Source organism: Burkholderia sp. Ax-1719 (assembly GCF_011753055.1).
GTDB lineage: Bacteria > Pseudomonadota > Gammaproteobacteria > Burkholderiales > Burkholderiaceae > Paraburkholderia.
On the sequence record NZ_VWWJ01000020.1, the window covers coordinates 20,586 to 47,151 of the forward strand.

At 60.8% G+C, this 26,566-nt stretch carries 45 protein-coding genes and 1 tRNA gene; 20 read left to right on the forward strand and 26 right to left on the reverse strand.

Annotation, left to right across the window (positions count from 1 at the left end; all coding sequences use genetic code 11):
• Nucleotides 1–94: 94 nt before the first annotated feature.
• Nucleotides 95–520 carry a hypothetical protein gene (locus tag F3J17_RS26435; RefSeq protein ID WP_167066094.1) on the reverse strand — a complete coding sequence of 142 codons (426 nt, stop codon included), beginning with the start codon at nucleotides 518–520 and terminating at the stop codon, nucleotides 95–97.
• Nucleotides 521–962: 442 nt separating this feature from the next.
• Here F3J17_RS26435 and ssuD point away from each other — a divergent pair, with 442 nt between their 5' ends.
• From ssuD to F3J17_RS26460, 5 genes are all read left to right on the forward strand, one after another.
• The gene (ssuD, locus tag F3J17_RS26440) at nucleotides 963–2,120 is read left to right on the forward strand and encodes an FMNH2-dependent alkanesulfonate monooxygenase (RefSeq protein WP_167066096.1); all 1,158 of its coding nucleotides are present in this window, start codon (nucleotides 963–965) and stop codon (nucleotides 2,118–2,120) included.
• Between the two features lie 90 nt (nucleotides 2,121–2,210).
• Nucleotides 2,211–3,068, forward strand: coding sequence for an aliphatic sulfonate ABC transporter permease SsuC (gene ssuC / locus F3J17_RS26445; RefSeq protein WP_167066099.1), 858 nt, complete (start codon nucleotides 2,211–2,213; stop codon nucleotides 3,066–3,068).
• Nucleotides 3,065–3,979 carry an ATP-binding cassette domain-containing protein gene (locus F3J17_RS26450; protein ID WP_167066102.1) on the forward strand — a complete coding sequence of 305 codons (915 nt, stop codon included), beginning with the start codon at nucleotides 3,065–3,067 and terminating at the stop codon, nucleotides 3,977–3,979. Before ssuC ends, F3J17_RS26450 begins: the two co-directional genes overlap by 4 nt.
• A 69-nt stretch (nucleotides 3,980–4,048) precedes the next feature.
• Complete coding sequence (locus tag F3J17_RS26455; protein ID WP_027818311.1) at nucleotides 4,049–4,264, forward strand: TOBE domain-containing protein; 216 nt, start codon at nucleotides 4,049–4,051, stop codon at nucleotides 4,262–4,264.
• A 109-nt stretch (nucleotides 4,265–4,373) separates the two neighbouring features.
• On the forward strand, nucleotides 4,374–4,616 hold the full coding sequence (locus F3J17_RS26460) for a DUF6566 family protein (RefSeq protein ID WP_167066105.1): 243 nt from the start codon (nucleotides 4,374–4,376) through the stop codon (nucleotides 4,614–4,616).
• 34 nt (nucleotides 4,617–4,650) lie between these two features.
• Here F3J17_RS26460 and F3J17_RS26465 read toward each other — a convergent pair whose 3' ends face one another.
• Complete coding sequence (locus F3J17_RS26465) at nucleotides 4,651–5,022, reverse strand: DUF805 domain-containing protein (RefSeq protein WP_167066108.1); 372 nt, start codon at nucleotides 5,020–5,022, stop codon at nucleotides 4,651–4,653.
• Between the two features lie 439 nt (nucleotides 5,023–5,461).
• Between F3J17_RS26465 and F3J17_RS26470 the strand changes: the two genes are divergently transcribed.
• Nucleotides 5,462–6,139 (forward strand): SOS response-associated peptidase family protein, encoded by a 678-nt coding sequence (locus tag F3J17_RS26470; protein ID WP_167066112.1) that lies wholly within the window; start codon nucleotides 5,462–5,464, stop codon nucleotides 6,137–6,139.
• Between the two features lie 354 nt (nucleotides 6,140–6,493).
• Here F3J17_RS26470 and F3J17_RS26475 read toward each other — a convergent pair whose 3' ends face one another.
• Complete coding sequence (locus tag F3J17_RS26475; protein ID WP_167066115.1) at nucleotides 6,494–6,874, reverse strand: hypothetical protein; 381 nt, start codon at nucleotides 6,872–6,874, stop codon at nucleotides 6,494–6,496.
• On the reverse strand, nucleotides 6,874–7,392 hold the full coding sequence (locus tag F3J17_RS26480) for a glucosaminidase domain-containing protein (protein WP_167066118.1): 519 nt from the start codon (nucleotides 7,390–7,392) through the stop codon (nucleotides 6,874–6,876). Before F3J17_RS26480 ends, F3J17_RS26475 begins: the two co-directional genes overlap by 1 nt.
• Before the next feature lie 323 nt (nucleotides 7,393–7,715).
• Here F3J17_RS26480 and F3J17_RS26485 point away from each other — a divergent pair, with 323 nt between their 5' ends.
• Entirely contained in the window at nucleotides 7,716–7,919 is a 204-nt protein-coding gene (locus F3J17_RS26485; protein WP_205194977.1) for a hypothetical protein, read from the forward strand.
• A 46-nt stretch (nucleotides 7,920–7,965) separates the two neighbouring features.
• Here F3J17_RS26485 and F3J17_RS26490 read toward each other — a convergent pair whose 3' ends face one another.
• The 4 genes from F3J17_RS26490 to dusA all read right to left on the reverse strand — a co-directional run bounded on the left by F3J17_RS26490 (nucleotide 7,966) and on the right by dusA (nucleotide 11,667).
• Entirely contained in the window at nucleotides 7,966–8,496 is a 531-nt protein-coding gene (locus tag F3J17_RS26490) for a hypothetical protein (protein ID WP_167066121.1), read from the reverse strand.
• 465 nt (nucleotides 8,497–8,961) lie between these two features.
• Complete coding sequence (locus tag F3J17_RS26495) at nucleotides 8,962–10,323, reverse strand: hypothetical protein (RefSeq protein WP_167066124.1); 1,362 nt, start codon at nucleotides 10,321–10,323, stop codon at nucleotides 8,962–8,964.
• A gap of 125 nt (nucleotides 10,324–10,448) precedes the next feature.
• Nucleotides 10,449–10,524, reverse strand: a tRNA-His gene (locus tag F3J17_RS26500).
• A gap of 108 nt (nucleotides 10,525–10,632) precedes the next feature.
• A complete protein-coding gene (gene dusA / locus F3J17_RS26505) occupies nucleotides 10,633–11,667 on the reverse strand; it encodes a tRNA dihydrouridine(20/20a) synthase DusA (protein WP_275692926.1) in 1,035 nt (344 codons plus the stop codon).
• A 119-nt stretch (nucleotides 11,668–11,786) separates the two neighbouring features.
• Between dusA and F3J17_RS26510 the strand changes: the two genes are divergently transcribed.
• The gene (locus tag F3J17_RS26510; protein WP_167066130.1) at nucleotides 11,787–12,863 is read left to right on the forward strand and encodes a site-specific integrase; all 1,077 of its coding nucleotides are present in this window, start codon (nucleotides 11,787–11,789) and stop codon (nucleotides 12,861–12,863) included.
• Here F3J17_RS26510 and F3J17_RS26515 read toward each other — a convergent pair.
• The 18 genes from F3J17_RS26515 to F3J17_RS26595 form a co-directional block, all read right to left on the reverse strand.
• On the reverse strand, nucleotides 12,848–13,108 hold the full coding sequence (locus tag F3J17_RS26515; RefSeq protein ID WP_167066133.1) for a pyocin activator PrtN family protein: 261 nt from the start codon (nucleotides 13,106–13,108) through the stop codon (nucleotides 12,848–12,850). The two genes, F3J17_RS26510 and F3J17_RS26515, sit on opposite strands and share 16 nt — an antisense overlap.
• Nucleotides 13,105–13,485, reverse strand: coding sequence for a hypothetical protein (locus tag F3J17_RS26520; protein WP_167066136.1), 381 nt, complete (start codon nucleotides 13,483–13,485; stop codon nucleotides 13,105–13,107). Before F3J17_RS26520 ends, F3J17_RS26515 begins: the two co-directional genes overlap by 4 nt.
• A gap of 2 nt (nucleotides 13,486–13,487) precedes the next feature.
• A complete protein-coding gene (locus F3J17_RS26525; RefSeq protein ID WP_167066139.1) occupies nucleotides 13,488–13,799 on the reverse strand; it encodes a hypothetical protein in 312 nt (103 codons plus the stop codon).
• A complete protein-coding gene (locus F3J17_RS36070; RefSeq protein WP_205194978.1) occupies nucleotides 13,796–14,581 on the reverse strand; it encodes a hypothetical protein in 786 nt (261 codons plus the stop codon). Before F3J17_RS36070 ends, F3J17_RS26525 begins: the two co-directional genes overlap by 4 nt.
• Entirely contained in the window at nucleotides 14,578–14,820 is a 243-nt protein-coding gene (locus tag F3J17_RS26535; RefSeq protein ID WP_167066142.1) for a hypothetical protein, read from the reverse strand. The genes F3J17_RS36070 and F3J17_RS26535 overlap by 4 nt, the downstream gene beginning before the upstream one ends.
• Nucleotides 14,817–15,863: a hypothetical protein gene (locus F3J17_RS26540; RefSeq protein ID WP_167066145.1), complete on the reverse strand. Its 1,047-nt coding sequence runs from the start codon at nucleotides 15,861–15,863 to the stop codon at nucleotides 14,817–14,819. Before F3J17_RS26540 ends, F3J17_RS26535 begins: the two co-directional genes overlap by 4 nt.
• A gap of 2 nt (nucleotides 15,864–15,865) precedes the next feature.
• A complete protein-coding gene (locus F3J17_RS26545) occupies nucleotides 15,866–16,075 on the reverse strand; it encodes a hypothetical protein (protein WP_167066148.1) in 210 nt (69 codons plus the stop codon).
• 20 nt (nucleotides 16,076–16,095) lie between these two features.
• A complete protein-coding gene (locus tag F3J17_RS26550; RefSeq protein WP_167066152.1) occupies nucleotides 16,096–16,560 on the reverse strand; it encodes an SAM-dependent methyltransferase in 465 nt (154 codons plus the stop codon).
• 72 nt (nucleotides 16,561–16,632) lie between these two features.
• Nucleotides 16,633–16,815 carry a hypothetical protein gene (locus tag F3J17_RS26555; protein WP_167066155.1) on the reverse strand — a complete coding sequence of 61 codons (183 nt, stop codon included), beginning with the start codon at nucleotides 16,813–16,815 and terminating at the stop codon, nucleotides 16,633–16,635.
• 7 nt (nucleotides 16,816–16,822) lie between these two features.
• Nucleotides 16,823–17,257: a hypothetical protein gene (locus F3J17_RS26560; RefSeq protein ID WP_167066158.1), complete on the reverse strand. Its 435-nt coding sequence runs from the start codon at nucleotides 17,255–17,257 to the stop codon at nucleotides 16,823–16,825.
• 3 nt (nucleotides 17,258–17,260) lie between these two features.
• Nucleotides 17,261–18,079, reverse strand: a complete 819-nt coding sequence (locus F3J17_RS26565; protein WP_345891255.1) for a hypothetical protein — start codon at nucleotides 18,077–18,079, stop codon at nucleotides 17,261–17,263.
• A gap of 77 nt (nucleotides 18,080–18,156) precedes the next feature.
• Nucleotides 18,157–19,011: a DUF2303 family protein gene (locus tag F3J17_RS26570; RefSeq protein ID WP_167066161.1), complete on the reverse strand. Its 855-nt coding sequence runs from the start codon at nucleotides 19,009–19,011 to the stop codon at nucleotides 18,157–18,159.
• Between the two features lie 33 nt (nucleotides 19,012–19,044).
• Nucleotides 19,045–19,389, reverse strand: coding sequence for a hypothetical protein (locus F3J17_RS26575; protein ID WP_167066164.1), 345 nt, complete (start codon nucleotides 19,387–19,389; stop codon nucleotides 19,045–19,047).
• 25 nt (nucleotides 19,390–19,414) lie between these two features.
• Entirely contained in the window at nucleotides 19,415–19,624 is a 210-nt protein-coding gene (locus F3J17_RS26580; protein ID WP_167066167.1) for a hypothetical protein, read from the reverse strand.
• A gap of 124 nt (nucleotides 19,625–19,748) precedes the next feature.
• Entirely contained in the window at nucleotides 19,749–19,871 is a 123-nt protein-coding gene (locus tag F3J17_RS36495; RefSeq protein WP_275692927.1) for a hypothetical protein, read from the reverse strand.
• An 11-nt stretch (nucleotides 19,872–19,882) separates the two neighbouring features.
• Nucleotides 19,883–20,104, reverse strand: a complete 222-nt coding sequence (locus tag F3J17_RS26585; RefSeq protein ID WP_167066170.1) for a hypothetical protein — start codon at nucleotides 20,102–20,104, stop codon at nucleotides 19,883–19,885.
• A 391-nt stretch (nucleotides 20,105–20,495) separates the two neighbouring features.
• Nucleotides 20,496–21,164, reverse strand: a complete 669-nt coding sequence (locus F3J17_RS26590; protein WP_167066173.1) for an XRE family transcriptional regulator — start codon at nucleotides 21,162–21,164, stop codon at nucleotides 20,496–20,498.
• 59 nt (nucleotides 21,165–21,223) lie between these two features.
• On the reverse strand, nucleotides 21,224–21,484 hold the full coding sequence (locus F3J17_RS26595) for a hypothetical protein (protein WP_167066176.1): 261 nt from the start codon (nucleotides 21,482–21,484) through the stop codon (nucleotides 21,224–21,226).
• On the opposite strand from F3J17_RS26595, the gene F3J17_RS26600 reads away from it, so the two are divergent.
• From F3J17_RS26600 to F3J17_RS26655, 12 genes are read left to right on the forward strand one after another with little or no spacing between them, the layout of a single operon-like run.
• Entirely contained in the window at nucleotides 21,483–21,701 is a 219-nt protein-coding gene (locus F3J17_RS26600; protein ID WP_167066179.1) for a hypothetical protein, read from the forward strand. The two genes, F3J17_RS26595 and F3J17_RS26600, sit on opposite strands and share 2 nt — an antisense overlap.
• On the forward strand, nucleotides 21,701–21,907 hold the full coding sequence (locus tag F3J17_RS26605) for a hypothetical protein (protein WP_167066182.1): 207 nt from the start codon (nucleotides 21,701–21,703) through the stop codon (nucleotides 21,905–21,907). The genes F3J17_RS26600 and F3J17_RS26605 overlap by 1 nt, the downstream gene beginning before the upstream one ends.
• Nucleotides 21,904–22,383, forward strand: coding sequence for a hypothetical protein (locus F3J17_RS26610; RefSeq protein ID WP_167066184.1), 480 nt, complete (start codon nucleotides 21,904–21,906; stop codon nucleotides 22,381–22,383). Before F3J17_RS26605 ends, F3J17_RS26610 begins: the two co-directional genes overlap by 4 nt.
• Nucleotides 22,380–22,652, forward strand: coding sequence for a helix-turn-helix domain-containing protein (locus F3J17_RS26615; protein ID WP_167066187.1), 273 nt, complete (start codon nucleotides 22,380–22,382; stop codon nucleotides 22,650–22,652). The genes F3J17_RS26610 and F3J17_RS26615 overlap by 4 nt, the downstream gene beginning before the upstream one ends.
• Nucleotides 22,640–22,819, forward strand: a complete 180-nt coding sequence (locus F3J17_RS26620) for a hypothetical protein (RefSeq protein ID WP_167066190.1) — start codon at nucleotides 22,640–22,642, stop codon at nucleotides 22,817–22,819. Before F3J17_RS26615 ends, F3J17_RS26620 begins: the two co-directional genes overlap by 13 nt.
• A gap of 6 nt (nucleotides 22,820–22,825) precedes the next feature.
• Nucleotides 22,826–23,434 (forward strand): hypothetical protein, encoded by a 609-nt coding sequence (locus tag F3J17_RS26625; RefSeq protein ID WP_167066193.1) that lies wholly within the window; start codon nucleotides 22,826–22,828, stop codon nucleotides 23,432–23,434.
• Nucleotides 23,435–23,442: 8 nt separating this feature from the next.
• The gene (locus F3J17_RS26630) at nucleotides 23,443–24,564 is read left to right on the forward strand and encodes a helix-turn-helix domain-containing protein (RefSeq protein WP_167066196.1); all 1,122 of its coding nucleotides are present in this window, start codon (nucleotides 23,443–23,445) and stop codon (nucleotides 24,562–24,564) included.
• A complete protein-coding gene (locus tag F3J17_RS26635) occupies nucleotides 24,561–24,812 on the forward strand; it encodes a hypothetical protein (protein WP_167066199.1) in 252 nt (83 codons plus the stop codon). The genes F3J17_RS26630 and F3J17_RS26635 overlap by 4 nt, the downstream gene beginning before the upstream one ends.
• Entirely contained in the window at nucleotides 24,809–25,300 is a 492-nt protein-coding gene (locus F3J17_RS26640; RefSeq protein WP_240161169.1) for a DUF1064 domain-containing protein, read from the forward strand. The genes F3J17_RS26635 and F3J17_RS26640 overlap by 4 nt, the downstream gene beginning before the upstream one ends.
• A 2-nt stretch (nucleotides 25,301–25,302) precedes the next feature.
• Nucleotides 25,303–25,605, forward strand: coding sequence for a hypothetical protein (locus tag F3J17_RS26645; protein WP_167066202.1), 303 nt, complete (start codon nucleotides 25,303–25,305; stop codon nucleotides 25,603–25,605).
• The gene (locus tag F3J17_RS26650; RefSeq protein WP_167066205.1) at nucleotides 25,602–25,937 is read left to right on the forward strand and encodes a hypothetical protein; all 336 of its coding nucleotides are present in this window, start codon (nucleotides 25,602–25,604) and stop codon (nucleotides 25,935–25,937) included. The genes F3J17_RS26645 and F3J17_RS26650 overlap by 4 nt, the downstream gene beginning before the upstream one ends.
• 31 nt (nucleotides 25,938–25,968) lie before the next feature.
• A complete protein-coding gene (locus F3J17_RS26655; RefSeq protein ID WP_167066208.1) occupies nucleotides 25,969–26,538 on the forward strand; it encodes a hypothetical protein in 570 nt (189 codons plus the stop codon).
• The last annotated feature ends 28 nt before the right edge of the window (nucleotides 26,539–26,566 follow it).

Genomic DNA, 26,566 nt, shown 5'->3' on the forward strand with positions numbered 1-26,566 from the left:
GAAGGGAACAGGAACAGGAGCGGGAACAGCAGGAGGAGGAGGCGCGCGGCGCACGATGAAAACGCCGCGCCGCGCTGGATACATCACGAGTCCATCAGTCTTCGTCGGTTTCGCTCATGAAGGCGCGCATAAAGACCAGCGCGCCCCAGCCCCAGACGGCATTCGAGGCGAAACCCATGGCCAGGCGCGGCAGCATGTTGCCGCTCGGCCAGATGCCGCGCAGCGGATCGATCACGAACACCATCGCGGCGGTGAGCACCACGCCGCCGAACACGAACGCCTGCACCCACGGCGCGGGCCGCGAGGGCGACACGCGCAGCAGCCACGTCATCAGGATGGCCCACACGGCGCTCCAGATCGCGTTGACGAGAAATTCGGGCAGGCCGAGCGGTGCGAACGGCTCGGTGGAGAAGCCGGCGGCGTCGATCACCTGCGCAGCGTGCAGCAGCGCAAGCGTCGCCTCGCGAAAGAATAGCGAGGCCAGAAAGCCGGATACGAACGGCAGAATAATTTTTTGCATGAGAACGGGCGAGAGTGGCGCGGCGCGGCACGCATGCGCCCTTAAGAACAGGGATCGAGCGGCGGCCGGATGCTTTGTCGGTATGTGCGCCATTATATCGGCGCGCAGGTCGCCTCATGCACCCCCGTATGCTAAAGCGTCGCGTAAAGCACGAAAGTGGAAAACCTAAGCTAAAAAAAATCGTTCAAAAGGCTTAGGGCGATCCCTAGACTGGAGCCCCATGAAGACGGCGCCGCCGTCATGGCCCGTCGCCCTCCGCGTCAGTCAACGATCAGTGAACGTTTGCACCGGCCGCTCTGGTTCTCCAGGCGGGCGCGGATCAACGCGTCCTGTTTTCGCCTGCCTTTCGGTTTCTCGGGATCGCGCCGCGCCATTCGCTTCATTCGCTTATTTATCCCGAATCTTTCGTTATTACGTCTCGAACAAAAAGCAGGAGTCACGCATGAATGTGTTCTGGTTCATCCCGACCCACGGCGACAGCCGCTACCTGGGCACCTCCGAAGGCGCGCGCGCCGCTGATCTCGCGTACTTCCAGCAGGTGGCGGTGGCGGCCGATACGCTCGGTTACGAAGGCGTCCTGCTGCCGACGGGCCGTTCGTGCGAAGACGCCTGGGTCGTGGCGTCGAGCCTGATCGCCGCAACGAAGCGCCTGAAGTTCCTCGTCGCGATCCGTCCGGGCCTGTCTTCGCCGGGCCTGGCCGCGCGTATGGCCGCGACCTTCGATCGCCTCTCGAACGGGCGTCTGCTCATCAACGTGGTGACGGGCGGCGATGCCGCCGAACTCGAAGGCGATGGTGTGTTTGTCGATCACGACACGCGCTACGAAATCACCGACGAATTCCTGCATATCTGGCGCAAGCTGCTTGAAGCCTCGCACACCAACGAGGCGATCGATTTCGACGGCAAGCATCTGCAGTCGAAGGGTGGCAAGGCGCTGTATCCGCCGGTCCAGCATCCGCATCCGCCGCTGTGGTTTGGCGGTTCGTCGCCGGCTGCACACGACATCGCGGGCGAGCATATCGATACGTATCTGACGTGGGGCGAGCCGCCCGAGGCGGTGGCGAAGAAGATCGCCGATATCCGTGCGCGCGCCGAACAGCGTGGCCGCAAGATCCGCTTCGGCATCCGTTTGCACGTGATCGTGCGTGAAACGGAAGAAGAAGCGTGGGAAGCTGCCGACCGCCTCATCAGCCGCCTCGACGACGACACCATTGCGCGCGCTCAGGCCGCGTTCGGCAAGATGGACTCGGAAGGGCAGCGCCGCATGGCGGCCCTGCACGGCGGCAAGCGCGGCTCGCGCAAGGAACTGGAGGTCTATCCGAACCTGTGGGCGGGCGTGGGCCTCGTGCGCGGCGGCGCGGGCACGGCGCTGGTGGGCAATCCGGAGCAGGTCGCGGCGCTGATGAAGGAATACGCGTCGCTGGGTATCGAGACGTTCATTCTCTCGGGTTATCCGCACCTTGAGGAATCCTATCGTTTCGCCGAGCTGGTGTTCCCGCTGCTGCCGGGCCGCCAGGCGAAGACGGCGGGTGGTCCGCTGTCCGGACCGTTTGGCGAAGTGGTCGGCAATCACTATCTGCCGAAGGCCAGCCAAAGCTGAAAGGCCAGGGCGTGCGGTGCGACGTGAGGCGAAGTGAGCCTGAATGAGCGCCGCCCGCGCGCTGCAAGTTTGCAAGAGGAGGACGAATCGATGACTCAATCCGCTGTGACCGCTGCTGCTCCCGTGAGCGCGGCTCGCGCGCCGCGCGCCACACGGCCCTTCGCCGGGTTGCTGCGTGCGGCGTTCAGGCGCCTCGCGCCGTGGCTCGTGCCGCTCGCGATTCTCGCCGCGTGGGAACTGGCGGCACGCACCGGCGCGCTGTCCACGCGCGTGCTGCCCGAACCGCTCGCGGTCGTGAAGGCCGCATGGTCGCTGATCGAGTCGGGCGAGATGTGGCAGGACGTGCGCGTGAGTACGTGGCGCGCGATCTCGGGCTTTGCGATCGGCGGCGGCATCGGGCTGGCGTTGGGGCTGGCGACCGGGCTTTTCAGGCCCGTCGAAACCGCGCTCGATTCGACCATCCAGATGATCCGCAACATCCCGGCGCTCGCGATGATTCCGCTCGTGATCCTCTGGTTCGGCATCGAGGAAGAAGCGAAGGTGTTTCTCGTCGCGCTGGGCGTGTTCTTCCCGGTGTACGTGAATACCTTCCACGGCATCCGTTCGGTGGACGCCAATCTCGTCGAAATGGCGCGCAGCTATGGGCTCAAAGGCTTCGCGCTCTATCGCGAAGTGATCCTGCCGGGCGCGCTGCCTTCGATTCTCGTCGGCGTGCGTTTCGCGCTCGGCCTGATGTGGGTGACGCTGATCGTCGCGGAGACGATCTCGGCGCAGTCGGGCATCGGCTATATGACGATGAACGCCCGCGAATTCCTGCAGACCGATGTGGTGGTGGTCGGCATCCTGCTCTACGCCGCGCTCGGCAAACTCGCCGACGTGCTCGCCAAGTGGCTGGAGCGCGTGGCGCTGCGCTGGCACCCCGCGTATCAACGAGGAAGTGACGCATGAACGCAAGCACATTGGCCGCGGGTTTTGGCCGCATCGCGGGCCGTCAGCGCGACGGCGAAGCCGACCATTCGCGTACCGACACGATCGATCGAAACACGAGCCTGCGCGGCGATGCCCGCGCGCACGATCCCGCAGTGGAGTTGCGCGGTGTCGGCAAGCAGTACGGCGAGCGCGTGGTGCTCGACGATTTCAACCTCTCGATCGAGCGCGGCAGCTTCGTGGCGATCGTCGGGCGAAGCGGTTGCGGTAAATCCACGCTGCTGCGTCTCGTGGCCGGGCTCGAATCGCCCGATGCGGGCGAACTGGAGCGACGCGGCGAAGCGGGTGCGGCGCTCGATACCCGCATCATGTTTCAGGACGCGCGGCTGCTGCCGTGGAAGACCGTGCTGCAGAACGTGATGCTGGGCCTCGGCCGTGGCGCTCGCGACGACGCGCGCGCCGTGCTCGACGAAGTCGGTCTGCTGGCGCGCGCCGACGAATGGCCCGCGCGTCTTTCGGGTGGCCAGCGTCAGCGCGTGGCGCTGGCACGGGCGCTCGTGCATCGCCCGAGCCTGCTGCTGCTCGACGAACCGCTGGGCGCGCTCGACGCGCTGACGCGCATCGAAATGCACGCGCTGATCGAACGCCTGTGGCGCGAGCATCGCTTCACCGCCTTGCTGGTTACGCATGACGTCCACGAAGCCGTGGCGCTTGGCGATCGCATCCTGCTGGTGGAGCAGGGGCGTATCGCGCTCGACCAGAACGTGCCGCTCGAACGCCCGCGCGCCCGCGCCGATGCGCGTTTCGCCGCGCTCGAAGAAAGCGTGCTGCAACGCGTGCTGGGCAGCGAGACGCCGCTGGGCGCTCACCTGCAGCACGCCCAGGATTCGACCTATAGCCTGCGTCCTACCGACGTGCGCTGGGCGCTTTGATCGCTGGTTTAATTTTCCGATACATCAACTTTTCGTCACTTCCGTTTATCAAAATTTGGAGCCGAATCAATGAGCATTACCGCCATCAACGTGCGTAACCAGTTTCGCGGCAAGATCAAAGAAATCATCCGCGGCTCGGTCGTTTCGGAAGTCGATGTTGAAACGCCGTTCGGCGTGGTGACCTCGGTGATCACCACGCGCTCGGTCGACGAACTCGACCTGAAGGTTGGCTCGGAAGTCGTCGCGCTGGTGAAGTCGACCGAGGTATCGATCGCGCGCCTTTGAGCGGAGCGCGCGCTCGTCAACGTGTTGCATGCGCCCATCGGGCGTCCCGGGCTGGCGGCCGACGCCAAAGTGCTACGATGGGTCGGCAAGCCACCGCGGAGGGACGATCATGGAGCCGAAAGGCCTCGACATGGGCGACTACGAAGAGCGCTATAAGGACTACGACATCGAAGTCGCGGTCGAGCAGGTGCTCACGGGCGTGAAGGCGCACTTTCGCGTGACGCGCGCGGGCGTCGTGCTCAAGGACTGGGAACTGGTTCACATCGACCGGCTCTGGTCGACCGAGCATGCCGCCGCCGAAGCAGGCTTCGAGGCGGCCCGAGCGTGGATCGACCGAGGTGCGACGCCTTGACGGCATGCTGCGCCGCCGCGCGGCGTGGCCGGGTTCAGGCCGGCCTTATGCTGCTTCTGCGTGGATTGGCGTAAAGACGCGTCTGGCTGAATCTGTCTGGACCGACGAAGAACAGCAGCAATATGCCGATCTGGGCAAACGGCATGCACACCATGAGCCACCACCACCAGCCGCTTAAACCGATATCGTGAAGGCGACGCACCATCACGGCAATCGGAATCCAGAAAACCACACTGATAATCACAACGCTGATAATTACCGCAGCCAGAGAATCGCCAAAACCATCCGACTGGCCAATCGAATCGAGAAATAAAAACAGTACGCAGAACAATAACATCGTCACTGCGAATTCGCGCCGCGTGGCGCGGCCGGCGAGCCTGAAGCGCCTTTCTAGCCATTTTTCCATGGGTATCGATCTTTCCATTGTCGATTGAATCGTTGGGCTTTTGCCGTGTGGAAAGTGATTCTACGCACGCACGGAAGTCGGATGAAAGTGCGAAAGCGCTGATTTTAACGATCAATTGACATTGAGTCGTGTCGATTATCGGTTTATCCGTTTTGAATTGAATAACAGGCCGGCAGGACGCGCGATTGCATCGCGGATAAAAAAATGCCGCGCTCTGGGCAGAGCGCGGCGCAGGGGAAGCCGGAGCCCGCCGATGTTGGAGAGCAGGCGCCGTGCCTTCGATCAGCTCAAACGGTATCAAATTGCCTCAGCGAAGTATACGGAGCGATATTTCGATATCTTTCCTGGCTTCGATGGTGTGTTGAAGGCAGCGGCCTCCCGGTTTTGTGCGGGAAGGGGACGGCGCGGCTAAGATGAGGCGATCCTGACAGGAGCCGCCATGTGCACGAACTACGCCGCCGCGCGTCGTGATCGTCTTTTCCGGCATTTCGGCGTCGAGCCGCCGGACAGCCCGTGGCGCGACGAAATCTACAAGGACTATGCGGCGCCGATCATTCGACGCGTCGACGGCGCGCCGCGTGCGGATCTCGCGACCTTCGGCATGGTGCCGCGCAAACATATTCCGCCCGGTGTGCGTGTGTTCGACACGATGAATGCGCGCGCGGAGACACTCGGCGAAAAGCGCTCGTTCAGCGGGGCATGGAAGCGGCAACAACTTTGTCTCGTGCCCTGCGAGGCGTTTTATGAGCCGTGCTACGAAACGGGGAAGGCGGTGCGCTGGCGAATCGCGATGGCGAGCGGCGAGCCGTTGGCGATTGCGGGGTTGTGGCGGGAGTGGGAGGAGGCGGGGGCGCAGGAAGATATCGCGGTTCGCGTTTTCTCGTTCACCATGCTGACCGTGAACGCCGACTCGCATGCGCTGATGAATCGCTTTCACAAACCAGGCGACGAAAAGCGCTCAGTGGTGATTGTGCCGCCATCGGAATATGAGAACTGGCTCGCCAGCCGGTCGACGGATGAAGCCCGATCTTTTTTGAGGTTGCTGCCTGCAGAGGAGATGGAGGCGATAGTGCAGCCGGCGGTGCCGAAGAGCGGCGCAAGCGGAACAGGGGAGTAGAGTGAGAATGTAGTGTTCCGGTCATGGGCAATTGATTTGGATTGCCAGGTAATCAGAAAGCTAGAGGCAAGTCAGGCTTCCCTGCCGACGCCCCTTCATCCACTCGTTGCTTCAGGGTGCTCGCGAGCAAGTGTGTGAAGCAGACCCGCAAAGCAAAAAGCCCAGTCACAAGGGCTGGGCTTTTTGCTTGAATCTTTTGGGGTGGCTGATGGGACTCGAACCCACGACAACAGGAATCACAATCCAATTCGCTGAGCAGCCACAAATCGCCCCTAGCCCCGGAGGACGATTAACTGCGGTGAGTGTAACGTTCGATGCAGTCGCATGGAGGGCCGAGCGGGAAAGAATTCTGACCTAGTCCTTCGCGCGGCCAGGGTTTTGGCCGAGTGGCTTGAGAGGGCGGTAATGTTCGCTATCGTACGCCGTAGTGACGATGTGGCCATCGTGTTTGCGGATCTTCATGAAGAACAGCGCGGGAGAAACGCCTGCCGCGCCGCCGCATGCTTCCGTGTGATTCTCGCGCACGCGAACGAGGAAGTAGCTACCTTTGTCCGCTGTATCGAAAAGCAGGCACTCCGTCTTGTCCGTCGACAGTCCATAGTCACGCGTGACGTCGGCAGCTCGCAAGGCCGCGTCATTGCCGCTCACCACGGCGGGGGCACCAGCGATTGCGTGCAAGCTCGCGAATAGTGTCGCGGTGGCGATTGATCGGCGCAGAATCGTTCGAGTATCCATTAATGCGACCGCCCTTCGTCGTACTGCTCTAGCTTGTATGTACGGATGATCGAGTTCAGCTTCGCGAAGTATGCTGGATCGGTTGCGTAGCCGCTGCGCGCCAGTGCGGCCGCAAACTTTGCGCTGTTGGTGTACAGAAAGCATGAACGGTACAGCGGATTGGTCCGAAGCATGTTTGCGTAGTCCGCGGCTGCGTCTTCATAGCTGCCATACGCGCGGAAGGCGTCGTCGATCTGGATAGCCTGCCCGTTGACCACTTCGTGAGTGGTGAACGTCGTGCTCGCTCCGGACGGTGCGCGTCCCTTGACGCCGAAGTAAGCGTTGCCAACTACGGCTTGGCCCCAGCGAGTTTCGAGCGCCGACTGCGCGAGAACAACGCCCACCGGGACGTGATACCTGGTCTGGATAGACTTCGCGGCCTCCAGATGTGCGTCTATGAACGCCTGCACGTGCGGAGGCACATGCCCGGATGTCGTGGCGCGGTGATGTCGGGTACGTTGGGTGGAGGGTTGAGGCATCGGCGCTCTCTCAAGGGGCGGGCGTGAAAGGATTGCATACCGACGTTGATCATGTACCTACCAGCTTGGGGAGGTCAACACGCGTCCTTGGAACGAACAAACCTGAATAACGCCGCTGGCCCTGGATTCTCCCGTTGCTATGATGGGCGCTTGTCCCCTCAGGACCGCAGTTCACGCGGAGGAAATTGTAATGGGCGAGGAAACCAAGGCCGAGTTGCTGGCGTTCGCCGTTCGTGATCGCGGACCTGTGGCGTGAGTGAACTGAAGAAGAGGGCAACGCGCTCTCGTTCACGAGGCTGACCGTCAATGGCGAGCATCCGCTGATGAAGCGCTTCTACAAGCCAGGCGACGAGAAGCGGTCGGTGGTGATCGTGCCACCGGCGGAGTATCAAAGTTGGCTCGCCAGCCGGTCGATGGACGAAGCGCGCAGTTTCCTCAATCTTTTCCCCGCCTCGCGAATGCACGCTGAGCCGTTCCCAGCTCCGCCTCGCGCCGCACAGGTTCGCACCGAGCAGGGCTCAGAGTGACCGAGGTAAGGCGCATGTTTGTACTCGCGATACCCGCAGCTGAATACTATTTGCCGATCGACTTTTGATGGTCGCGAATGCCGACGTAGATTTGACTGAGTGCTGAGCTCAGCGCATCGGTTGTAGTTGTTCGCTCGAGCGCGTGCCCCTGAGGGGAGTCCGGAAGATTGCAGTATCCCGCAACTGCGTCTTCAATAAGTTCGAACGCCTCTTCCAGCATCGAAAATACATTCGGCCAAATCGGCGCCACAAGCATCAGCTTACGCATCTGCGCCCGATGCTTTTCTTGGAACGATCCGAAATATGTCAAACGTTCGGCACTCGTCGTTGTAGCGGCGGGCAATTCCCCCATGACCTCCGTTGCGAAAGTCATAGCCGGTTCAATAGACGTCGGGAAGAGAACCTTACGAAGCCAGAATTCGTCTTGGATGGACTGCTCCCGGCTACGTGCATCTTTCCGCAGGCCGAGGAATTTATCCCAAACCGTTACACCCAAACTCGCCAGCGAAATTAGGACTGCAGCGAATGCAATCCACGTGCTCGGCTGCGACCATACGCTAGGATTATCCGATTTCACAAAAAAAGATCCGCCTGCTGGGCGGACCTCGATCGTCGGTATCGAACTAACAGCGACGGGCACTCCAGAGGACGGATACGCGGCTGCCGTTTGCACAGAGGCTACGTTGGCGTTCGCTGGCGTTGCGTTATAGCGTAGGTGTTTTGGCAATATGGACTTGCTCGTTATCGAGTGAAGAGTGTCTTTGTCTGAAGTGCGCGGCTTGCGTAGTCAAAGAACGCGTCCATCAACACTGGGTTCGCAGAGAAACGGAACTTGCTAAAAAAAGCATCACGGCTGCCTGCGGCGAGTACGCTCGGGCCAAAAAGCCCAAGAAAGAACGAACTCGTAACTGAGTACGTCGTAGCCGGGACGTTTACAGAAACTACGTCGCCGGAACGATCAACCGAATCGAGCTCATACTTACGACGCAACGACTCGCCCCTTGGGCGCCCTGAGTAGATCGGTCCCTCTATATCACGGAAGTCAATCGTCATGTTCGATGCCATTTGTAACCTCCTCGACCAATGTGCTATCGGCTAAGGAAAGTGGAAACTTAATACTAATGATAGTCCCGGGGAAGCGGTAGTCTCCGAGACTCTTCACAAACCTTGAGTCTGGCTTCTCATACAAATCGTTCGTGGCATTGAACGCTATGATCTTGCCCGCATCAGGGTCGGGAGCGACCATTCGATAAGTGCCATCAAACAAGATATAGGTGCCGCCGGACACGATAGCCATCTTGGCCCCACCAGTTGAGCCATTACAGAGATCGTTGATACGTTGGAAGAACTCGATAAACTCAACGGTTCCTTGACCGCGTGTAGTTTCCTCAGACGTGTTCAACCTGCTTACATGGCTCTGTAGTGCCACAACGGTGAGCAAATCCTCTTCCCGCCAGGCCGTCCCGAAAAGATTGCGTTTCGCATGCTTTTCAATGTACGGCGCTACCTGCTTCCAAGTGTACCCGTTCTTGTCAACGGTCTGCAGCGATTCTGCAATGCTTCGACCAAAGTTAAAGATCGCTATCTCACACATGGGGACATCAAGTGTGTTGTCAAGATAGCCTTGCACCGTCCAATCCAGATACGCAGCGTGGTCTTCTGCGTTCGCCAGAATCTCGCCGAGATAGGTGCCAAGGAAGTAGGTGCCGAGTTCGCTCAACTCCCAGCCATGATCGCGAAGACATTTTTGAATATGGTCAACGAAATTGGCCTGTTGCCGATCTTTGAAGTCCGCCTTCGAGCCATCGCCGGGATTACTGTAGCTGCGGTTGCGTGCCTCAAACACACGAATGTCACGCGTCTCGTCGTGAGTTAGCGCCTCATGCGCTATTTCCATGTGCTTGATGATGCCGGTTGCTTTGATCAGCCGCTTGAGTGCTTGGTTCTTCGGATAGTAGCCGGCCACACGAAGCTTTCGCTTCGCGTGTCGCCATTTGAATTCCGCGTTTCGTTCCGTCGCAACGATGTCGAGGAGGGAATTGGCCGCGAGATCGACGTCTTCAAGCGCTCGGTGATCGAAAACGATCTTCTGTACGTTTCCATTGCTCACGCCGTGAGCGAATGCGGTCAGAAGATCTATTGCCAGTTCTGGGCTGTCAATGATCGAGAGTTGGCGCGGAATCGTTACGCGAATTTCGCCGTTCGTGCTGCCCAATGTGTGGACAGCCTTAGCGGCGAGCATTTCGATAATTTTGGAAGACTTAATCCCACCCGCGCCTTTTTGAAGATTGCGGCGCTTCATCGCTTGACGACGGAGTTTTTGAATTCGGGATTGGAAGCGGCGCTCGGCACGCTCGATCATCTTCTGACGAAAACGAGCCTGCTCATTATTGATGGTTGGCATGCTCGTCCCCGCAGAGAGCCTTAGCCGATCTCTAGAGGGAGGATTCCGATTTCTTGAAATTCATTCCGAATTTCACATCGCGGAACGATCTCAAGTCGGCAACATCTTGAATATTAAGAATTTTTTGGGGTGGCTGACGGGACTCGAACCCGCGACAACAGGAATCACAATCCTGGACTCTACCAACTGAGCTACAGCCACCACTGTCCAACTGTTTTCTTGTTTTTCGCTGCTTTGTAGGCGGCGTCAATCAAGAAGAGAGATTATATACACGCCTTATCAGTCTTGCCTAGCCCTTTATTCAAAAAATTATGAAGAAAGTTCGGCGGGGGCGTTGGCCGATAGTTCGAGCGGCGCGCGAAGGTGCGAACGCGCCGTTTCGAAGATGGCGAGATCGGCTTTTGCCAGCTCGCGGCTGTCCGACAGCACACGACGCCAGCCGCGCGCACCAGCTTCGCCGCGATAGAGTCCCAGCGCGTGACGCGTGATCGAGCCGAGGAAGGTGCCGCGCGCAATTTCGCTCGCGCAATACTCGATCAGTTTCGCTTCGACTTCGTCGCGCGTAAGAGCCGGGCCGCTCGCGCCATAGAAACGCGCATCGACATCGGCCAGCACGTAGGGGTTGTGATAGGCCTCGCGTCCCAGCATCACGCCATCGACGTGCTCAAGATGCGTCTCGACTTCGTCGAGCGTCTTGATGCCGCCATTGATGATGATTTCGAGCTGCGGGAAGTCGCGCTTGAGCTGGTACGCGTAGTCGTATTTGAGCGGCGGGATCTCGCGGTTTTCTTTCGGGCTGAGGCCCTTCAGGATCGCATTGCGGGCGTGCACGATAAAAACCTCGCAGCCTGCATCGGCAATCGTGCCGACGAAATCGCGCACAAAGGCGTAGTCCTCCACCGCATCCACGCCGATGCGGTGCTTGACCGTCACCGGCACCGACGTCACGTCGCGCATCGCCTTGACGCAATCGGCCACCAGCTTCGGCTCGTTCATCAGGCATGCGCCGAACGCGCCGCGCTGCACGCGCTCTGACGGGCAGCCGCAATTCAGGTTGATTTCGTCGTAACCCCATTGCTCGCCGAGCTTCGCGCAGCGCGCGAGGTCGTCGGGTTCGCTGCCGCCCAGTTGCAGGGCGACGGGCGCTTCTTCAGGCGTGAAAGCGAGATGGCGCGGCACATCGCCGTGGAGCAGCGCGCCCGTCGTCACCATCTCTGTATACAGCCATGTGTGCCGGGAGATGAAGCGGTGCAGCGAGCGACAGTGGCGATCTGTCCAGTCCATCATCGGGGCAACCGACACGCGGCGGGGCGTTGATTTCATTAGGTTTTGCTGGGTATTCATAGACTTACGGGCGCTTTTGCGTTGCGTGATTCGCGCTGCAAATCAGCCATTTTTGCTGGTTTTTCTCCCAAAGTGCTACGATGTAGCACCGAAAAAAATCATGTAGCACCGGGAGAGAAATGGGGACTATTACGCCCCGCGCGCGCGCGGATGGAAGTATAGGCTACACCGCCCAGATCCGCCTGAAGGAGCGGGGCGTAGTGGTGTTCACGGAAGCCAGGACATTCGACCGTCGGCCGGCAGCGCAGGCGTGGCTAGACCGCCGCGAGCGCGAGCTGGCGGAACCGGGCGCCCGGGAATCGGTGAAGCAAGAAGACCCGGTGCTGGCGGATGTGATCGATCGCTATATTCGCGAATCGAAGCGCGATCTCGGGCGCACGAAAAAACAGGTACTCGGCGCAATCAAGGCTGCGCCGATCGGGCAACTTCGCTGCAGCCAGTTGAAGAGCCAGTCATACGTTTCGTTTGCTCAAGGCCTGAAGGTCCAGCCGCAGACCGTCGAGAACTACATGTCGCATCTGAGCCCCGTCGTGACGGTCGCTCGGCCGGCGTGGGGATACCCCATCGACGATAAGGAATTTTCAGATGCCCGCGTCGTTTTGAAGCAGTTGGGGCAGGTAGGGAAGTCGAAGCAGCGTGATCGCCGCCCCACGCCGGATGAACTGGACCGAATTCTGCGGCACTACGAGGAGATGGATCAGCGCGAGCGCGCCGAGATCCCGATGCAAAAAATCATCGTGTTCGCGATGTTCTCCACGCGTCGTCAAGAAGAAATTACAACCATTGAATGGAGCGATTACGAGCGCGATCGAGTGCTCGTGCGCGACATGAAGCATCCAGGGCAGAAAGTCGGAAATGACACCTGGTGCGATTTACCGCCAGAGGCGGCGCGCGTCGTCGACTCCATTCCGAAAGGAAAGGGGCCGATCTTCCCATTCAACCATCGCTCGATTTCGGCCAGCTTCACGCGCGCATGTAGCTTTCTTGGGATCGAAGATCTTCACTTCCACGATCTGCGCCATGAAGGCACGAGCCGGCTATTCGAGATGGGCGGCAACATTCCGCACGTCGCGGCGGTGACAGGGCACCGCACTTGGAACTCTCTGAAGCGCTACACCCACCTTCGCCAGTCGGGCGACAGGTGGGCCGGATGGAAGTGGCTCGACATTATTGCCCCTCGTCAGGAGCAAAGCTGAGCGCATTCCTTGACAGCAGCCGCGCGGCGCTCGTCGATGTATCGAGCCAGGTCTTCGACGTGTACGCCCTTCGCGCCTTTCTGGGACGACTCCATGCGTACGAGCGGCAGGCGGATCTCTCCGCCTGAAATCTTGCGCAGGAGGGTTGGCGGCGTCAGTGGTGCGAAATAGTCGCGGCAGACGGTTTCAAGCGGAATGATCGCCGTCGCGCCGTACTGCGCAAGCAATAGAAAGGTCGTGTTCATGCTGCCGCTCCCTGGTATTCCCCAAACAGTGCAACGTCGTGCGGGTGTCGAAACAAAATGCTGCCGCTTGCCTTTGAAGCCGAGATCCAGGCACGCTCCTCGGCCAGATAATTTCGCTTCCTTCGCACGGCGCTCGAATACTCCGCGTCTTCGCCTGGGCCGTATCGGTAGATGGCGCGCCTGCGGCTATTTCCCGGAATGGCGTCGAAGCGCGTAACGAATATTTCTTTGCGTCGGTGCAGCACCGTCATCACATGGGATGCAGTGGTTCGCGAGAGACTGAGCGCTGCCTCCACGTCGAAGCTGGAAAAATCGCCGCCGGCCTGCATAAGCCGAGCGGCTCGCGCAATAGTGGCTTCGGACACGTGCTTTGCCACGATCATTTCCCTTTGGCGGTGAGGTCACCGTCTATGGTTCTCTGGTTACCATCACGCAGGGCAATGTGCACCGTGCCGCGACACGCTTTGTTCTGGCCGTCAGCGTGCCGCATGATGCCGCAGTGCAGGCAAACGCGCGCCGCGTGAAGAATGCTGGCACGGTCGAAGCCAAGGCTCGCGCCGATTACGAACTCGTGTCCATTTTCGGAGATGCGATCGCTCAGCTGGCGCAACTCTGGATAGAGAAAATCGGATAGGTCGGCGGCCAGGCTGGCGGCACGAACGGCGAACACTTCGAGATCGGTGAGGTTCATGCCTGCTGCTCCGGTTGTGCCACGCCGAGCAGCGCGCGCATTTCCGACATTTCGGCAAGGTCGAACGCACCGGGGAAGTTGTCAGCAGGTTCGGGCGGCAACCACAGGATGTCAACGGCTTTGCAGCGCTCGATGATCTGTTCATCGGAGGCCACGGCTGGCGGGACGTCTGCCGCTGCATGCTTCGCGATGAGTGCGCGCAGATTCGCCTTTTCCTGCTGGGCGTTCTGGAGGCCATTTCCGAAATCGAAGCGCCCACCGACGAGCGACCAGGCGGAAGCGAATACCTGCGCTTGCTCCATAATTTCGTCGACGGCCGTGGAACTCACGCTCAATGGTGTGGCCGCGCCGCGCGCATAGGCGGCGGTGATCTGCTTGACGATCAGGGTGCTAACGGGCTGCGTGGCAGCATCCGCGATCTTGCGCCATGAGATACGGTCAATATCCAGAACCTTTGCGCACTGGCCTTCGCTGAGGCGATCTTCGGCATGCAGTTCGGTCAGAAGGCGCTCGACACGTTTGCGAAACGACGCATCGGGCTGCGCTCCGCAATCGCATGGGCCAATAGGCAGTGCAGGCGCATTGTGCACGGCGCAGTCACTGGCATGCGTAACGCCGTTCTTGCAGGCAGCGCATTCGCAGTGATTCGCGCGTCGATCCATGATCTCGACGGCACGGCCGAGCATCTTCCAGTCTTCTTTCGCCAGATCGCTTCCAGCATACGCGGCAGGCTGGCCAGTCATGAGAAGCGTCTGGATGCGGGTTAGGAATGCGAGGGTCATGCTTCACCTCCTGCACGACTGGCGTCGCGTGCTGCCTCAAACGCTTCGCGCTTGACGCTGATAACGAACACGACGTTTTTCCATTCGTGCGTTGCGATGTCGTGCATTGAAACGCAGTCGGTGCCGAACGAAACCTCGACATAGCCGCGTCGCTGCTTTGCGCCGATGAGGGATTCGGCGAGTACCTGGACGCCGACGTTGTCGACGCCCACGCGCTGGATGAGTTCGTCTAGTTTCATTCAGCATCTCCAGCACGCTCGATATCGACTTTACGGGCCTCGTCGATGGCAGCTCGGATCGGCGTCGGATCGCCGTCGAGTTGGATCACAGTGCTGACTGACACATTCCCCGCCGGCGCACGGCCAACTCGCCAACCCATCTTGAAGCGCGCGTTGGTGGCGTCGAGCCAGTCGAGGCGCGCTGCGTCGCTCACGCGCTCAGCGGGCGTCGTGGCCGACTTCAGCATGAACCGGATGCGCTCCTCGATCTTGGTCGACCAATCTGCTCGCGGAATCGTCATGCAGATTCCCTTGATCATCAGGGCGCACGCAGTGATCTCGACATCCGTCAGCGGCCCCATTTGCGGTGCTACCTTGCCCGCCGGGTGATGGCATGCGCCTTCGCCCGCGCATTGGCCCGGTAAATCACATTGACTGAACGAACAATTCGAGAATGGCGCCCTTGGCTTCTCGCTAGCTGATGGAATGTCGAGCCATCCACAATCTTCTGGCTCGGCATCCTTGGAGTCGCGCCATCCTTGCTCAAATTCTGCGAATTCGATCGTCTCGGGAGCGTAGTTGTTAATCCCGCCGTCTCTGTACGAGTTCCACCCGTCGCAATAGGCTTGGGTATTGTTGCTGTCGTCAGATTGCTGCTCGTCCATCAACGCAGCTTGCGGCGCTGCCGCAGAAGGGGCGACAGCTGCGGCGTAGAGCTTCGTTCCGACGGGCAATTCAGCGATTTCTCCTGCGTACCAGTCCAGCGTGCGCGGATACTGTTCGCGCGTGGGTTTCTCCGTCTCTTCTACTACCCACGCAACAACCTTCTGAGCTCCCGCCGCATCGGAAGGGAGAGCGGCGATAAGGTCGCGGATCATCTTTGCTGACGTGCTCATTTGCTCGGCGTCGTCGTAGAGTCCAGCGGCAAGATCAGAGGGCGCGTCGGCCTCGTAATCGTCGCCCGCTTCCTCGACGCCAGCCGCGCATTCGTGCCGCAATTTGGCCCATTGTTCGAGGTTGGCGGCCATCTCCGCTGCGCGCTCGGTCAGTTGTTTCGTGTCCATCGTTAAAACTCCGTCGTGAGATAGGTGCCTTCCAGCGTGCGAACCACCTTCATGATGTCGGCCGGATCGTCCATGGAGCGCTGCTCTTCTCTGGCGCTCGGCAACGTCTGGGTGTACGCCTCGACGCGCTGAAAGATCGTTCCGGCGTTAGAGACAACCGCAAACACGGCGCTCGCTGGCACACCTTTGACATTCAAGCTTTTCGTGTCCATCGTTATCCTCGTGTCTCGTGTTAGGCGGTGGCCGCACGTTTCATGAAGCAGATCCAGTGCGTATCGGCGCGCTTGCCGGACTTGTGGCCAAACAGCGGCTGCTGATCCGTCAGCGCGAGGATTTCGGCGACCTTAATCTGCGTCTCGTTCCATTTGAAAATCAGCACGCCCTCATCGGCGAGCACGCGGAAGCACTCTGCGAAGCCGCTGCGCAGGTCTTCGCGCCAGTCGCTCGACAGCTTTCCGTACTTGGCGGCGAGCCAGCTACGCGGGCCGGCGCGCACGAGGTGCGGCGGGTCGAACACGACCAGCTTGAAAGTGCCGTCGGCGAAATCCATCGCGCGGAAGTCCATCGTCAGATCGGGCGACACGCTCAGCACGCGCTCGCCGTCCTCTTTTCCGTGCGACCGGTCCGTAACGGAAACCGTTTCGGCGCGCACGTCGCCGAACAGGACGGCCGGGTTTTGCGGGTCGAACCAGAACATGCGGGTTCCGCAGCACGGGTCGAGGATCGGTTTTGCTTAGCTCATATCTCTATGCCGGTTACGGGTGGGGAGTCAGGCGGGACCGACGATGACGAGTTCGAAATCGAAGCACTGGATCTCGGGGCAGACGCGCTCGATCGCGCAGGCCGTCTCGTGATCCGTAAAGCCTTGACTTTCCATGTGGGCTTCGATCTCTTCGATGTCATCGCCCCATATTTCCCGAAGGCTTCGGCAGTACTGGATTGCATCGTCCATGCTCGTCTCACTCAATCGGTTGGGGTTCGTCGAACAGATCGCCAATCGCCTTGCGCGCACGGCGCGTCTCGCGCGCATTCGCTGCGTGGTGTTTGGCGTCGTAGCGAAGGTGATGCAGCTGGCACAGCGCGCGAAGGTTTGCCGGATCGCAGTTCTCGGGTTCGTGGTCAAGGTGCGCAATCGTGAGTACGATCTTTACGGCGTCGCCGCAATAGTCCGATTCACGAACCCAGCCGAGCCACGCGCCTGTTTCCGCGTCGCGCACGGTGCCGTCCTCAACGTCGCGATAGGTGTCCCTGTCGTTCAGCCAGCCGCGCTGCACGATGGAGTGATTGCGCACCTTGCATTGCTCGCAGCAGTTACCGGCGCGCTCAAGGATCTGTTCGCGGATCTGCTTCCAGTTATCTGGATAGCGCGCGCGGTTCTCGGGCTTGATGGGCATGGCTTAAACCTGTACCGGGTCGCCGTTTTCGTTGAGCGAATACCAGGTATCGGGGTAGATGTCCTCTTTGCCCACGATGAACGCGCGGGCGTGCACGATGCGGCCATACAGTTCGCCGTCCGCCGCGGCATCGCGGTAGACGAGAAAGAGTGCAGTACCTTCGACGCCTTTGGCGCGGCCATCAAAGCCAGTAGCGGCTGCGCATGAATGACGTCCGCTCGCCGTCGCCGCGCCGCTGTAACCGCTCGCCGTCGCCGCGCCGCTGTCACCGCTCGCCGTCGCCGCGCCGCGTGAACCGCTCGCCGTCGCCGCGCCGCGTGAACCGCTCGCCGTCGCCGCGCCGCGTGAACCGCTCGCCGTCGCCAACCCGTTTTCCTTGTCGGAGAACGCCGGGGAGGCGGGATCTACCGGCTTTGCGCGCGAGAACGTGTATTCGACTGCCGCCTTGATAAGGCCGGCCAGATTCAGTTCGACGCCGATCTTGATTTTTTCGCTCGCCACCTTTGAGTCTTCATCGTGGCGGCTCAGCTTGCCCGACTGCTCGACCACAAAGAAACGGCTCGTATTCGGCGAGTAGTAACGCAGCACGTCGAGCGGGTACTCGCAGGCATGGAAGCCGCCTGCGCATGCCTCGACATCGCCGGGATGTGTATAGGACTCGCCTTCGGCGTATTGGAAGCCGCGACACGTCAAATCCGGATCGAAGCCTTTAAACGCCTGGATGGTGGTTTCTTTATCGCTCATGGTTCCTCTCGAAAAAAGACCGGCCCATACGGGCGCCGGCCAGACACACGCCGCAGCGCAGGAGCCTCCCTGCGCCACAGCACTCGGCCGCACGGGGGCGCAGCCGGTGTTCGGTTGTCCCGCGGAGCGCGGGTCGCAGTTGCTGGCGGATGGGCTTACCCGGCGAAGGCGTCGCCGAAGAAGAACGGGTTGCCGGTCTTTTCGCGGATCGTCTGGATGACCGTCGCGGAAGCCGATTCGAGGATCTTGTCGGTACGGATCAGTTCGAACCAGAAACTGAGCTTGCCGTCGCGCACGCGGTAGCGCAGACGCGCGTCGACCTGGTATGCATCGCCGTTCCAGAAGACCGGAATACCGATCGCAAAACGCTCGAACATCTGCATTTTGGCGAGCGTCTGGTCGTCATCGTCTTGGACGAATTGCATGCTGACGCCGCCGTTTTGCAGGCGCACCGCGCTCTTGAAGCGCATGTCCTGGTTCGCCTCGAACTGCAACGCCATCTGCAGCATTTCGGCGCCCGTCGGCATGCCGCTTTCGTGCACGCTGGCGATGTCTTTCAGGTTTTCTTCGAGGAACGCCGCGAACTCGGCCTGCGAAAATGCCTGCTTATCGCGACCGGTCCAGCGGCGCCATTCGGTGCTGAATTCCGGCGAAAAGAGCGCGCGGTGATCGCGCCACGCCGACGCACCCGGATCCGACCCGTTGTCGTTGATGATGCCGGTGAACGAGACCTTGCCTTCCAGATAGTCGGCCTGGCACCAGATCGTGCAATCGGTCAGCGAACCGTGGCGCTTCACGTAGTCGATGAAGCTGTCCACGTCCTTCAGGCGCACGAGCGCGTGCTTGCGCCGCGGCGCTGTCAGCCTGTGCTCTTCGTCGCGCTCTTCGAGCGACCAGCCCGGCGGCAGCGCGACACGGCGCAGTGCCGCCGGCAGATTCGACGCGATCTCGATCGGCGTCTTCAGTTCCTTGGCGAGCGTTTCGGCGAGATTGGGTTGCAGCTTTTCCATATGATCTTCGAGTCCTGTTGGGATGGAGGAGGGTTAAGCCGTCTTGAGGTTCGACGGCGGCGCGTCCGATGCTCCGGACACTTGCTTCAGGTCGAGCTTCTGCTGGCGCGGGTCTTCCGCGATGAGGTTGCCTTCGGGGGTTGCGAACAGCATTGCTTCCATCGGCTCATCGCCCGGCTTCTTGACGGCGACCTTGCCCGCGATGTGCATCGCGCCGCCGCGCGTCGCCTTCTTGACAGCGATCGTCAGCGTGAGCGTGCCGCCCTTGCCGCTGGCGTCGACGGCGGACACGAGCGCCGCGAGTTCTTCGCTGGCCTGATCCATGAACGTGCCGCCGCCGATGTGGCGAAGCGTGTCGGTGATGGGTCGAATAGACATCAGGGTTCCCCTTTCTGGGTGTGGGTTAGTCGAAATCGCCGCTGGCGCGGCGGCGGCCGTCGTGCACTACGGCACGGGGCTGGTGTTCTTCTTTCTTGGCGCGATGGCGCGCGGCGGCTTCGAGCACGCGGCGCACGGGCCCGGGCGTCAGCGCATCCATCGGCGAACCTTTGCAGCGCATTTCTCGGAATTCACGCGCGATCTGCTCGGGCGAGACGTGCGGCAGCGGCTTCATGTCACTTGCTCCAGTAGCGCTCGAACACCAGCCCGAGCCCGGCGCCGGCCAGGATGGCGGCGATGACCGAACCGATGAGGAGAACGAAGGTTGCGGCGGTGATCATGGGTGAGCTTTTGCAGGATCAGACGCAGCGGGCGATGGTGCAGCGCTGCAGTTCCTCGCTGGCTTCGCAGAAAGCGCCGACCAGAGCAGCGAAGGCCACGATTGCGAGGATCATGAGCGCCCAGATTTTCAGAAGTTGCATCGCCGACCTCGTTACCAGGCACCGAGGAGGCGGCAGACGCCTTCGGCGATGAACGGCGTCGCGGCGAGAAACGCGAAGCAGAGCAGGGGACGCTTCGTGGTGCGTCGCGCGTACTGTTCGAGCTGGGCGTCGGTCATACGCTGCGCGAAGTGCGCGACCTCGTCGCGGCAGCGCGATTCGGCGGTGTGGCGCGGCTCGGTCTGCGGAACAGAGCGCGGAAAGGTCAGGTTCATCGGTCGCCTCGGTGTCGTGCTACGTTTGTTGAGCACATTAAACACCGTGGTCGCGATTAGTGTCAAGTACACTATACACGCAAAGCGAAAAAAATCCCGCGCATGCGGGATGGGAGGGAAATAGAGGGTATGGACTAGTGCTGAAAGAAGAATGAGCAGCGCGGACTACTCCGATTCATGGAGTAACTGCAGAAAAGTTCTAGGTCAGCGAGCGCTTCTTGGGCCTGATCGTAGGCGACGGCCTTGAAGTATGCATCTTGGGATACGCATTCACCTCCCAACTTATAGGCACATGACCAACGTTCGACGGTGGTGCGGACCTCTTGAGCGTTTTTCCAGGCGATAAGCATGATCATTACCACGCCTATCCACCAAAGGATGCTGAGATTTTTCATATGCGTTCGCTTTGTTTGTGAACGATCTTGCCGATGATGAATGAACTCTCCCCGAGCGGCCGATCTCGATGAATTCTCTTGTCGGGGTTATCCGATGCGGCAATCCACTGGCCTTCGACCCTGAACAGCCGTTTGACCGTCGCGTCTCCTTCAAGGCCGACTAGAAAGGCCTCTCCGTCGCGGGGTGAGACGTCTTCGGTGTTCGCAACGACCCAGTCACCGTCGTATAGCCCCGGCTCCATACTGGCGCCGTTGATGCGCGTGGCAACCAGCGTTTCCGGCTTATAGCCGTGTCGAGCATACCAGGCGCGTGCGAATACGATCGGCCCGTCGCCCTCGTCGAGCGCCTCCACCTCATAGCCTTCGCCGTCCGTCAGGATCTGAATTTTCACTTTCTGGATTACCGGGTAGTCCGGGTGGTCAGCGATCGACATTTCGCGCCCGGTGCCAGGCTTCATCTTCCCGCGCCCGGTTGCAAGCCAGACCGGCGAAACGCGTAGCACAGCGGCCACTTTCACCAAATTGTCACCGGCCAAATTGCCCGTCTGGCTAGTCAGCCAGAGCGATACCGCCCCCCGTGAAACGCCGACCGCACGGGCCAGCGCTGATTGATTCATCCCTGCTTCTTCCAGGGCCGCCCGCAGGCGATCTGCCAAAGTTTTCATGTTCAGCAGACTAACCTCTTGTGCGTTTAGGTAGCTTGACATAGACTTTGTCTAGTTCGCTATACAGCGGGAAATAAATGCTTCTGACCAAGCAGCAAGCGATTGACATATTCGGCGGCAGTGGCGCTGAACTCGGGCGTGCAGTCGGGCTTAGTCGCGCCCGTATTTCGCAATGGCCCGAAATGCTGGCTCAGCGTGAAACCGATCTCGTAGTGGGGGCGGCGATCCGACTCGGGAAGAAGCTTCCCCGCGGATTCACCATCGCGCGCACGCAGCCTCGCGCTGCGTGATGAGCAGTAACTAAGGGAGAGAAAAATCATGTCCAAACGAGCTCCATGTCGTAACGAGGTGAAGACACGCCTCGCGGATGAGGAATACGACGCGATGCAGACCTTCAAGGCGCTGCACGGCATCGAATCGGATTCGGCTGCTATGCAGCGAATCGCCCGTTTATTTCTGCTGGGCGTTGTCGGTACTTTGCCCGGGCAGCTGGCGGGTGTCAGTGTCGGATCGGCCCAAATGGGGACGGCCTACTGATGAGCGCGCGCAAGCAGCTGCAGGTCGATCTGCCCAAAGAAGAGGCAGAAAGTCTCGAAGCGAGAGCCGCAATGCAGGGAATTCCTACCGATCGTTACGTTGGATACCACGTGCTGCGGAGCTATCGAGGTGTTTTGCATCCCGAAGTGATTGGTTTTGAGCAGGGCAATCAGGGCCAAACCGGGACAACGAAGGAGAGCGCGTGAGCATTGTCGATCGCATCATCGAGCGTGCGAAGCGCACGCCGTATTTCCACTTGCCCGGCTACATGGAGCGCTTCTGGCTATTCCGTGATGCTGCTGGCCCGGGCGAAGAGCATCACCAGCGCATTGCCGCACGCGTGCATCACATCCTGCGCTCGGACGATGACCGTCACTTCCATGACCATCCGTGGCCATCGATCTCGATTGTGCTGCGCGGCGGCTACTGGGAAGTGATGCCAACGAAGCAGGACCAGCATGCGTCGCTCGACTTCTGCTGCTGGCGGCGCGTCTGGCGCGGTCCCGGCGCCATCGTCATTCGCCGCGCGCATCACCGCCATCGCCTCGAAATCCCCGCGGGCAAATCCGCCTGGTCTCTGTTCATCATGGGCCGCTACACGAAGAAGTGGGGCTTCTACACGCCTGATGGCTTCGTGTACTGGCGCGACTACCTCGGCATTCCGGAGGGCAGCGGCGCATGAGCCTCTACCACGAAAACTTCGTCTGGCCGCTCGACATGCCCGGCTTAAAAAAGATAGTGCTGTGTTACGTCGCGCGCGAGGCAGGGCTGAAGTCGGGCGAGGCATCGCTGACGATCCGCGAGATTGCGTACCGCTGCGGCATTAGCGATAGCGCCGTGCGCACCTACCTCAAGGAACTTGAGCAGACCAGTCTTCTGACGCGACTGCCCGGCCCGGGCAAGACCGTTGTTCTTCGCGTGAACCTTGGGGAGGCAGCATGTTCGGCTTAGAAGCGATGTTCTTCGGTGCGTGCACCACGCTCGGCGACGTGATCTTCGGCACGGTCGCGAAGCCACTGGCTGTCGAGTCCGAACAACCCGCCGCGCCGGCGCCGACGAAGTGCCTGTCGTGCGGCGCGGAGAAAGACGCGCGCGGCGTACTGCCGTGCGGCCATTAGCGGGTCATGGCTGAAATCGACGAATCGGGCCGCCGGGGGACCGGACACCGCAAGGTGTACGTGGCGGGCCTGTATGAGGGATTCCGTATTGCCAACGAGAGAGAGATGACACCACGAAAGTTCAAATTGACCCTGGACAGCCAGAGCGCCGTGGCGCGCAAGGTGTTCGACTGCGTGCCGCTCGCCGACAAGTGGACTGTCCACAAGATCATCGGCGAGTTGACGCGCACGAGCAGCGCGCGCGTCGACGTGAAGACGGCTGAAGGCATCCTGAACGGGCTGACTGACTGCGGGCTGGTTAAAGAGGTCGAGCGCGGCCTTTTCCAGCGCGTCACGCCGCGCGACACGCTGTCGCTGCCCGGGGGCACTCCCGACGACGCACCTAGCCAGCCTGAAGCCGATACGCCCGTTCCCGAGCAGTCCGCGCCTGCGCCGGTCGCTGGAATCGAGCGTCTGGGCGATCTCGCCACGCAGCTGCGCACGATGGCCGTGAGCCTGATGGCGACGGCTGACGACCTCGACGCGCTCGCGCTGGGCTACGAGGAGCGCATTGAGGCGGTCGAGGCGCGCTACGCCAAGGTCCGCGAGTTCGCGGCGCTCGTGCGCAATCTCTGAGGCTACGCATGAAGCCCTGGACGTGGCGCCACGCCATCATCAACTCGTCACTGCGCGCTACGACGCGCCACGTGCTGCTCACGCTCTCGTGCCACGTCAATGACGCTGGCGAGCCCGCATACCCGTCTACGGCCCTTCTGGCGGTCGAGACGGGGCTGTCTGAGCGCGCGGTAATCACGCACCTGCACGAAGCTGCTTCGGCTGGCTGGCTCGTCGTGCGTAAGCACGGTTATGGCGGCCAGAAGTGGGCGCGCAACCAGTACTACCCGCGTGTCCCGGTTGGATTCGATATTGTCGAGCATGACGATTTAGGCACTGAATCTGGTTCAGTGCCTTCGAAAAAGGGCAGCAAGAAAAAGGCGCTGAAGGACGTTCAGCAGCCTGTGGATAACTCAACCCAAGAAGGCACTGAACCACGTTCAGCACCTGCGCAAAAGGCACTGAACGTCATTCCAGAAGGCACTGAAGGACGTTCAGTGGAGGCACTGAACCACGTTCAGTCTAATACTGCAGTAAACCCTGCAGTTAACACTGCAGCAGCAGCAACGCGCGAGGCCGACGAAAAAACCGCTGCTGCTGCTGCTCAAAAAATAAGCAGCGACGAAAAAGCGGACGCCGCCGATGCGTTGACGCCGGAAGCGAAATTGCTGGCGGTGCTGGCCATGTTCCCGTCGAGCTGCGCGATCGATCCGCAAGCCGACCGCGTGCATCTGCTGACGTGGGTGGGCAAAGGCGTGACGCCGGCACAGCTGGCTGACGCCGTGGACCGCGCCTTGGTGCGCCGCAAGTCGGCAGGCGACGACCGCCCGGTCTACGCCAAATTCCTCGACCGCTTCGTCTGCGACGTGCTGGCGGGCATCGCTGACGCTGCTGCACCGGTCGCCAACGGCCCGGTGGCGCAGTGGTGGCTCAGCGACTCGGGAATCGGCACGCAGGGCCGTAGCGTGCGCGTAGAGCGCCGCGGGCCGCATGAGCCGACTGCGGATTACCTGATCCGCGTTGCAAAGGCGTCTGGCCGTGGTCCGTGGATCGACTACGTGCTGCATCGCGAGCGCGGCCATAGCCGCTTCCCTGAGGTCGTTGCGTTCATCGGCGACGAACTCCTTCCCGTGGACTTCTACGCATCATGATCGACAACCCACTACGCGGCCCTATCGGCGGTCTCGACATCGCCGTCAATCCGGCGCTCGACAATGTTCCTCGCATGCAGACGTCGCCTAAGTTCGCCGCGCTTATGCCTCCGGAGTTCGTCGCCGAGCTCAACGACTGGATGCATCAGTTCTTCGGCACTGAGAACTTGATCTACCAGCTTGGGGCCAACAAATTTGTGATGGGGCCGAAGAACTATGCGCTGCTGCGCGCCAGGCTGGCGGTATGAGCAAGAACACGCTGCGCTTCGCTGAAAGCGCCATCGTCGGCGGTCGCCTCGGCACCGCTCGCATTCGCGGCGAGATCGCGAGCGCCGCCGCGCATCTCGAATCGCCCACGCTTCCGCCGCTCGCACCGGAACTGGCCTCGATGGTTGGCGACGCGCGCGCCGTGCATCGCCAGCTGGGACGCATGGGCGGCGGAAAGATGAACAAGTCCGAAGCGGCCTACGCGCAACACCTCGAAGCGCTCAAGAGCGTCGGCAAGGTGCTCTGGTTCCGCTTCGAGGGCATGAAACTGCGTCTGGCCGACAACACGTTCTACACGCCGGACTTCGCGGTGATCGTTGCCAGCGGCGCGCTCGAACTGCACGAGTTCAAGGGCTTCATGGAGGAGGACGCCAACGTGAAGCTGAAAGCCGCCGCCGCGCAGTATCCGTTCGCTTTCCGCCTGGTGCGCAAGGCGAAGGGCGGCGAATTCGAGATCCGGGAGGTGTGACTATGGGCACGCGCGCAAACAAGCGCGAGAGCGCGCACATGGGTCGCGTTGCCGGAATGGCCTGCATCTGCTGCACGCTGCTGGGGCGGTCGCAGGAAAGCCGCACCGAGGTTCACCATGCGCGCGTCGGCGCGGGCGGCGCGCAGCGCGGTGGCCACTTTTGCACGATCCCGCTTTGCGCCGACGACTGTCATCGCGGCCGCAATGGTGTGCACGGAGACCGCCGCTATCTGTCGATCCTGAAGATGGGCGAGTTGGACCTGCTGAACGCCACTATCGAGCGCCTTTACGGGAGTGCGCGATGAACCTCGTCCTCACCTGCGAGATCCCGAGCCTTGTGGCTGTTGAAGCTGGCCGATATCGCCGACTGACTTACATACCGGGCGATGCCGAACTCAATTCGCGCGTTCGCGCGCTGCGACGCGTCGTGCTGGCGGACGGATCGCTTTCGCCCATACAAGTCGAAGTAGAGGTTTTTGTGCCCACCGATCGCCGCCGTGCTGTCGAAGCGCCCCGCACCGCGTGGGTGACGCCTGAATACCTGCGCTGCAAGGCGCTCGTGAGCAAGAACAAGAAGTCGCTGGCGGCGTTTATGGCCAGTGGTGATCTTGAGCTTTTGTTTGAATGCAACGAATAGTTGTACTAACCGAGGGTTTTTGGGAGCCATCATGATCAAGCCCACCAGTGGTCGAGTCGTCCTATTCACCCCGTCGAAGCACGATGATGCCCTTCGTTTCGATGGATCCACGCAAAAGCTCGCGGCAATCGTCGCGTACGTCCATTCGGACGATTGCATCAACCTCGCGGTATTCGACTCCAACGGTGGCTCCGCTGCGCGTTGTAGCGTGCCGCTCGTGCATGGTGACGTGCCGGAAGCGCTTCTCGAAAACGGCTACTACGCCGAGTGGATGCCGTATCAGAAAGGGCAAGCCGCCAAGACGGAAGCCGTCGAAAAGGCGCTGGCCGATGCTACGCCTGCGCGACCCGCGCATGAGCAGCGCGTGATCGATGAGAAGGCGCAGCTTGATGATCGTTTGGTGAAGCTCGTTGCGTTTTTCGGCACGCCGATCTATGCAGGCCTGCAAGAAGAGGAGAAGTTTCGATTGCAGGTGCAATCCGATGCGATGGAAACCTATTCCGACGTGCTTGGCGCACGCATTGCCGCGTTCTCTTCTGGTCACCGCCCTGACCCCGCAGCCGGTGCGCCGCGTCCTCTCGGCCACAACCCTGTCGCCTAATCCCACCGTCTAAATCAGACAAACGGAG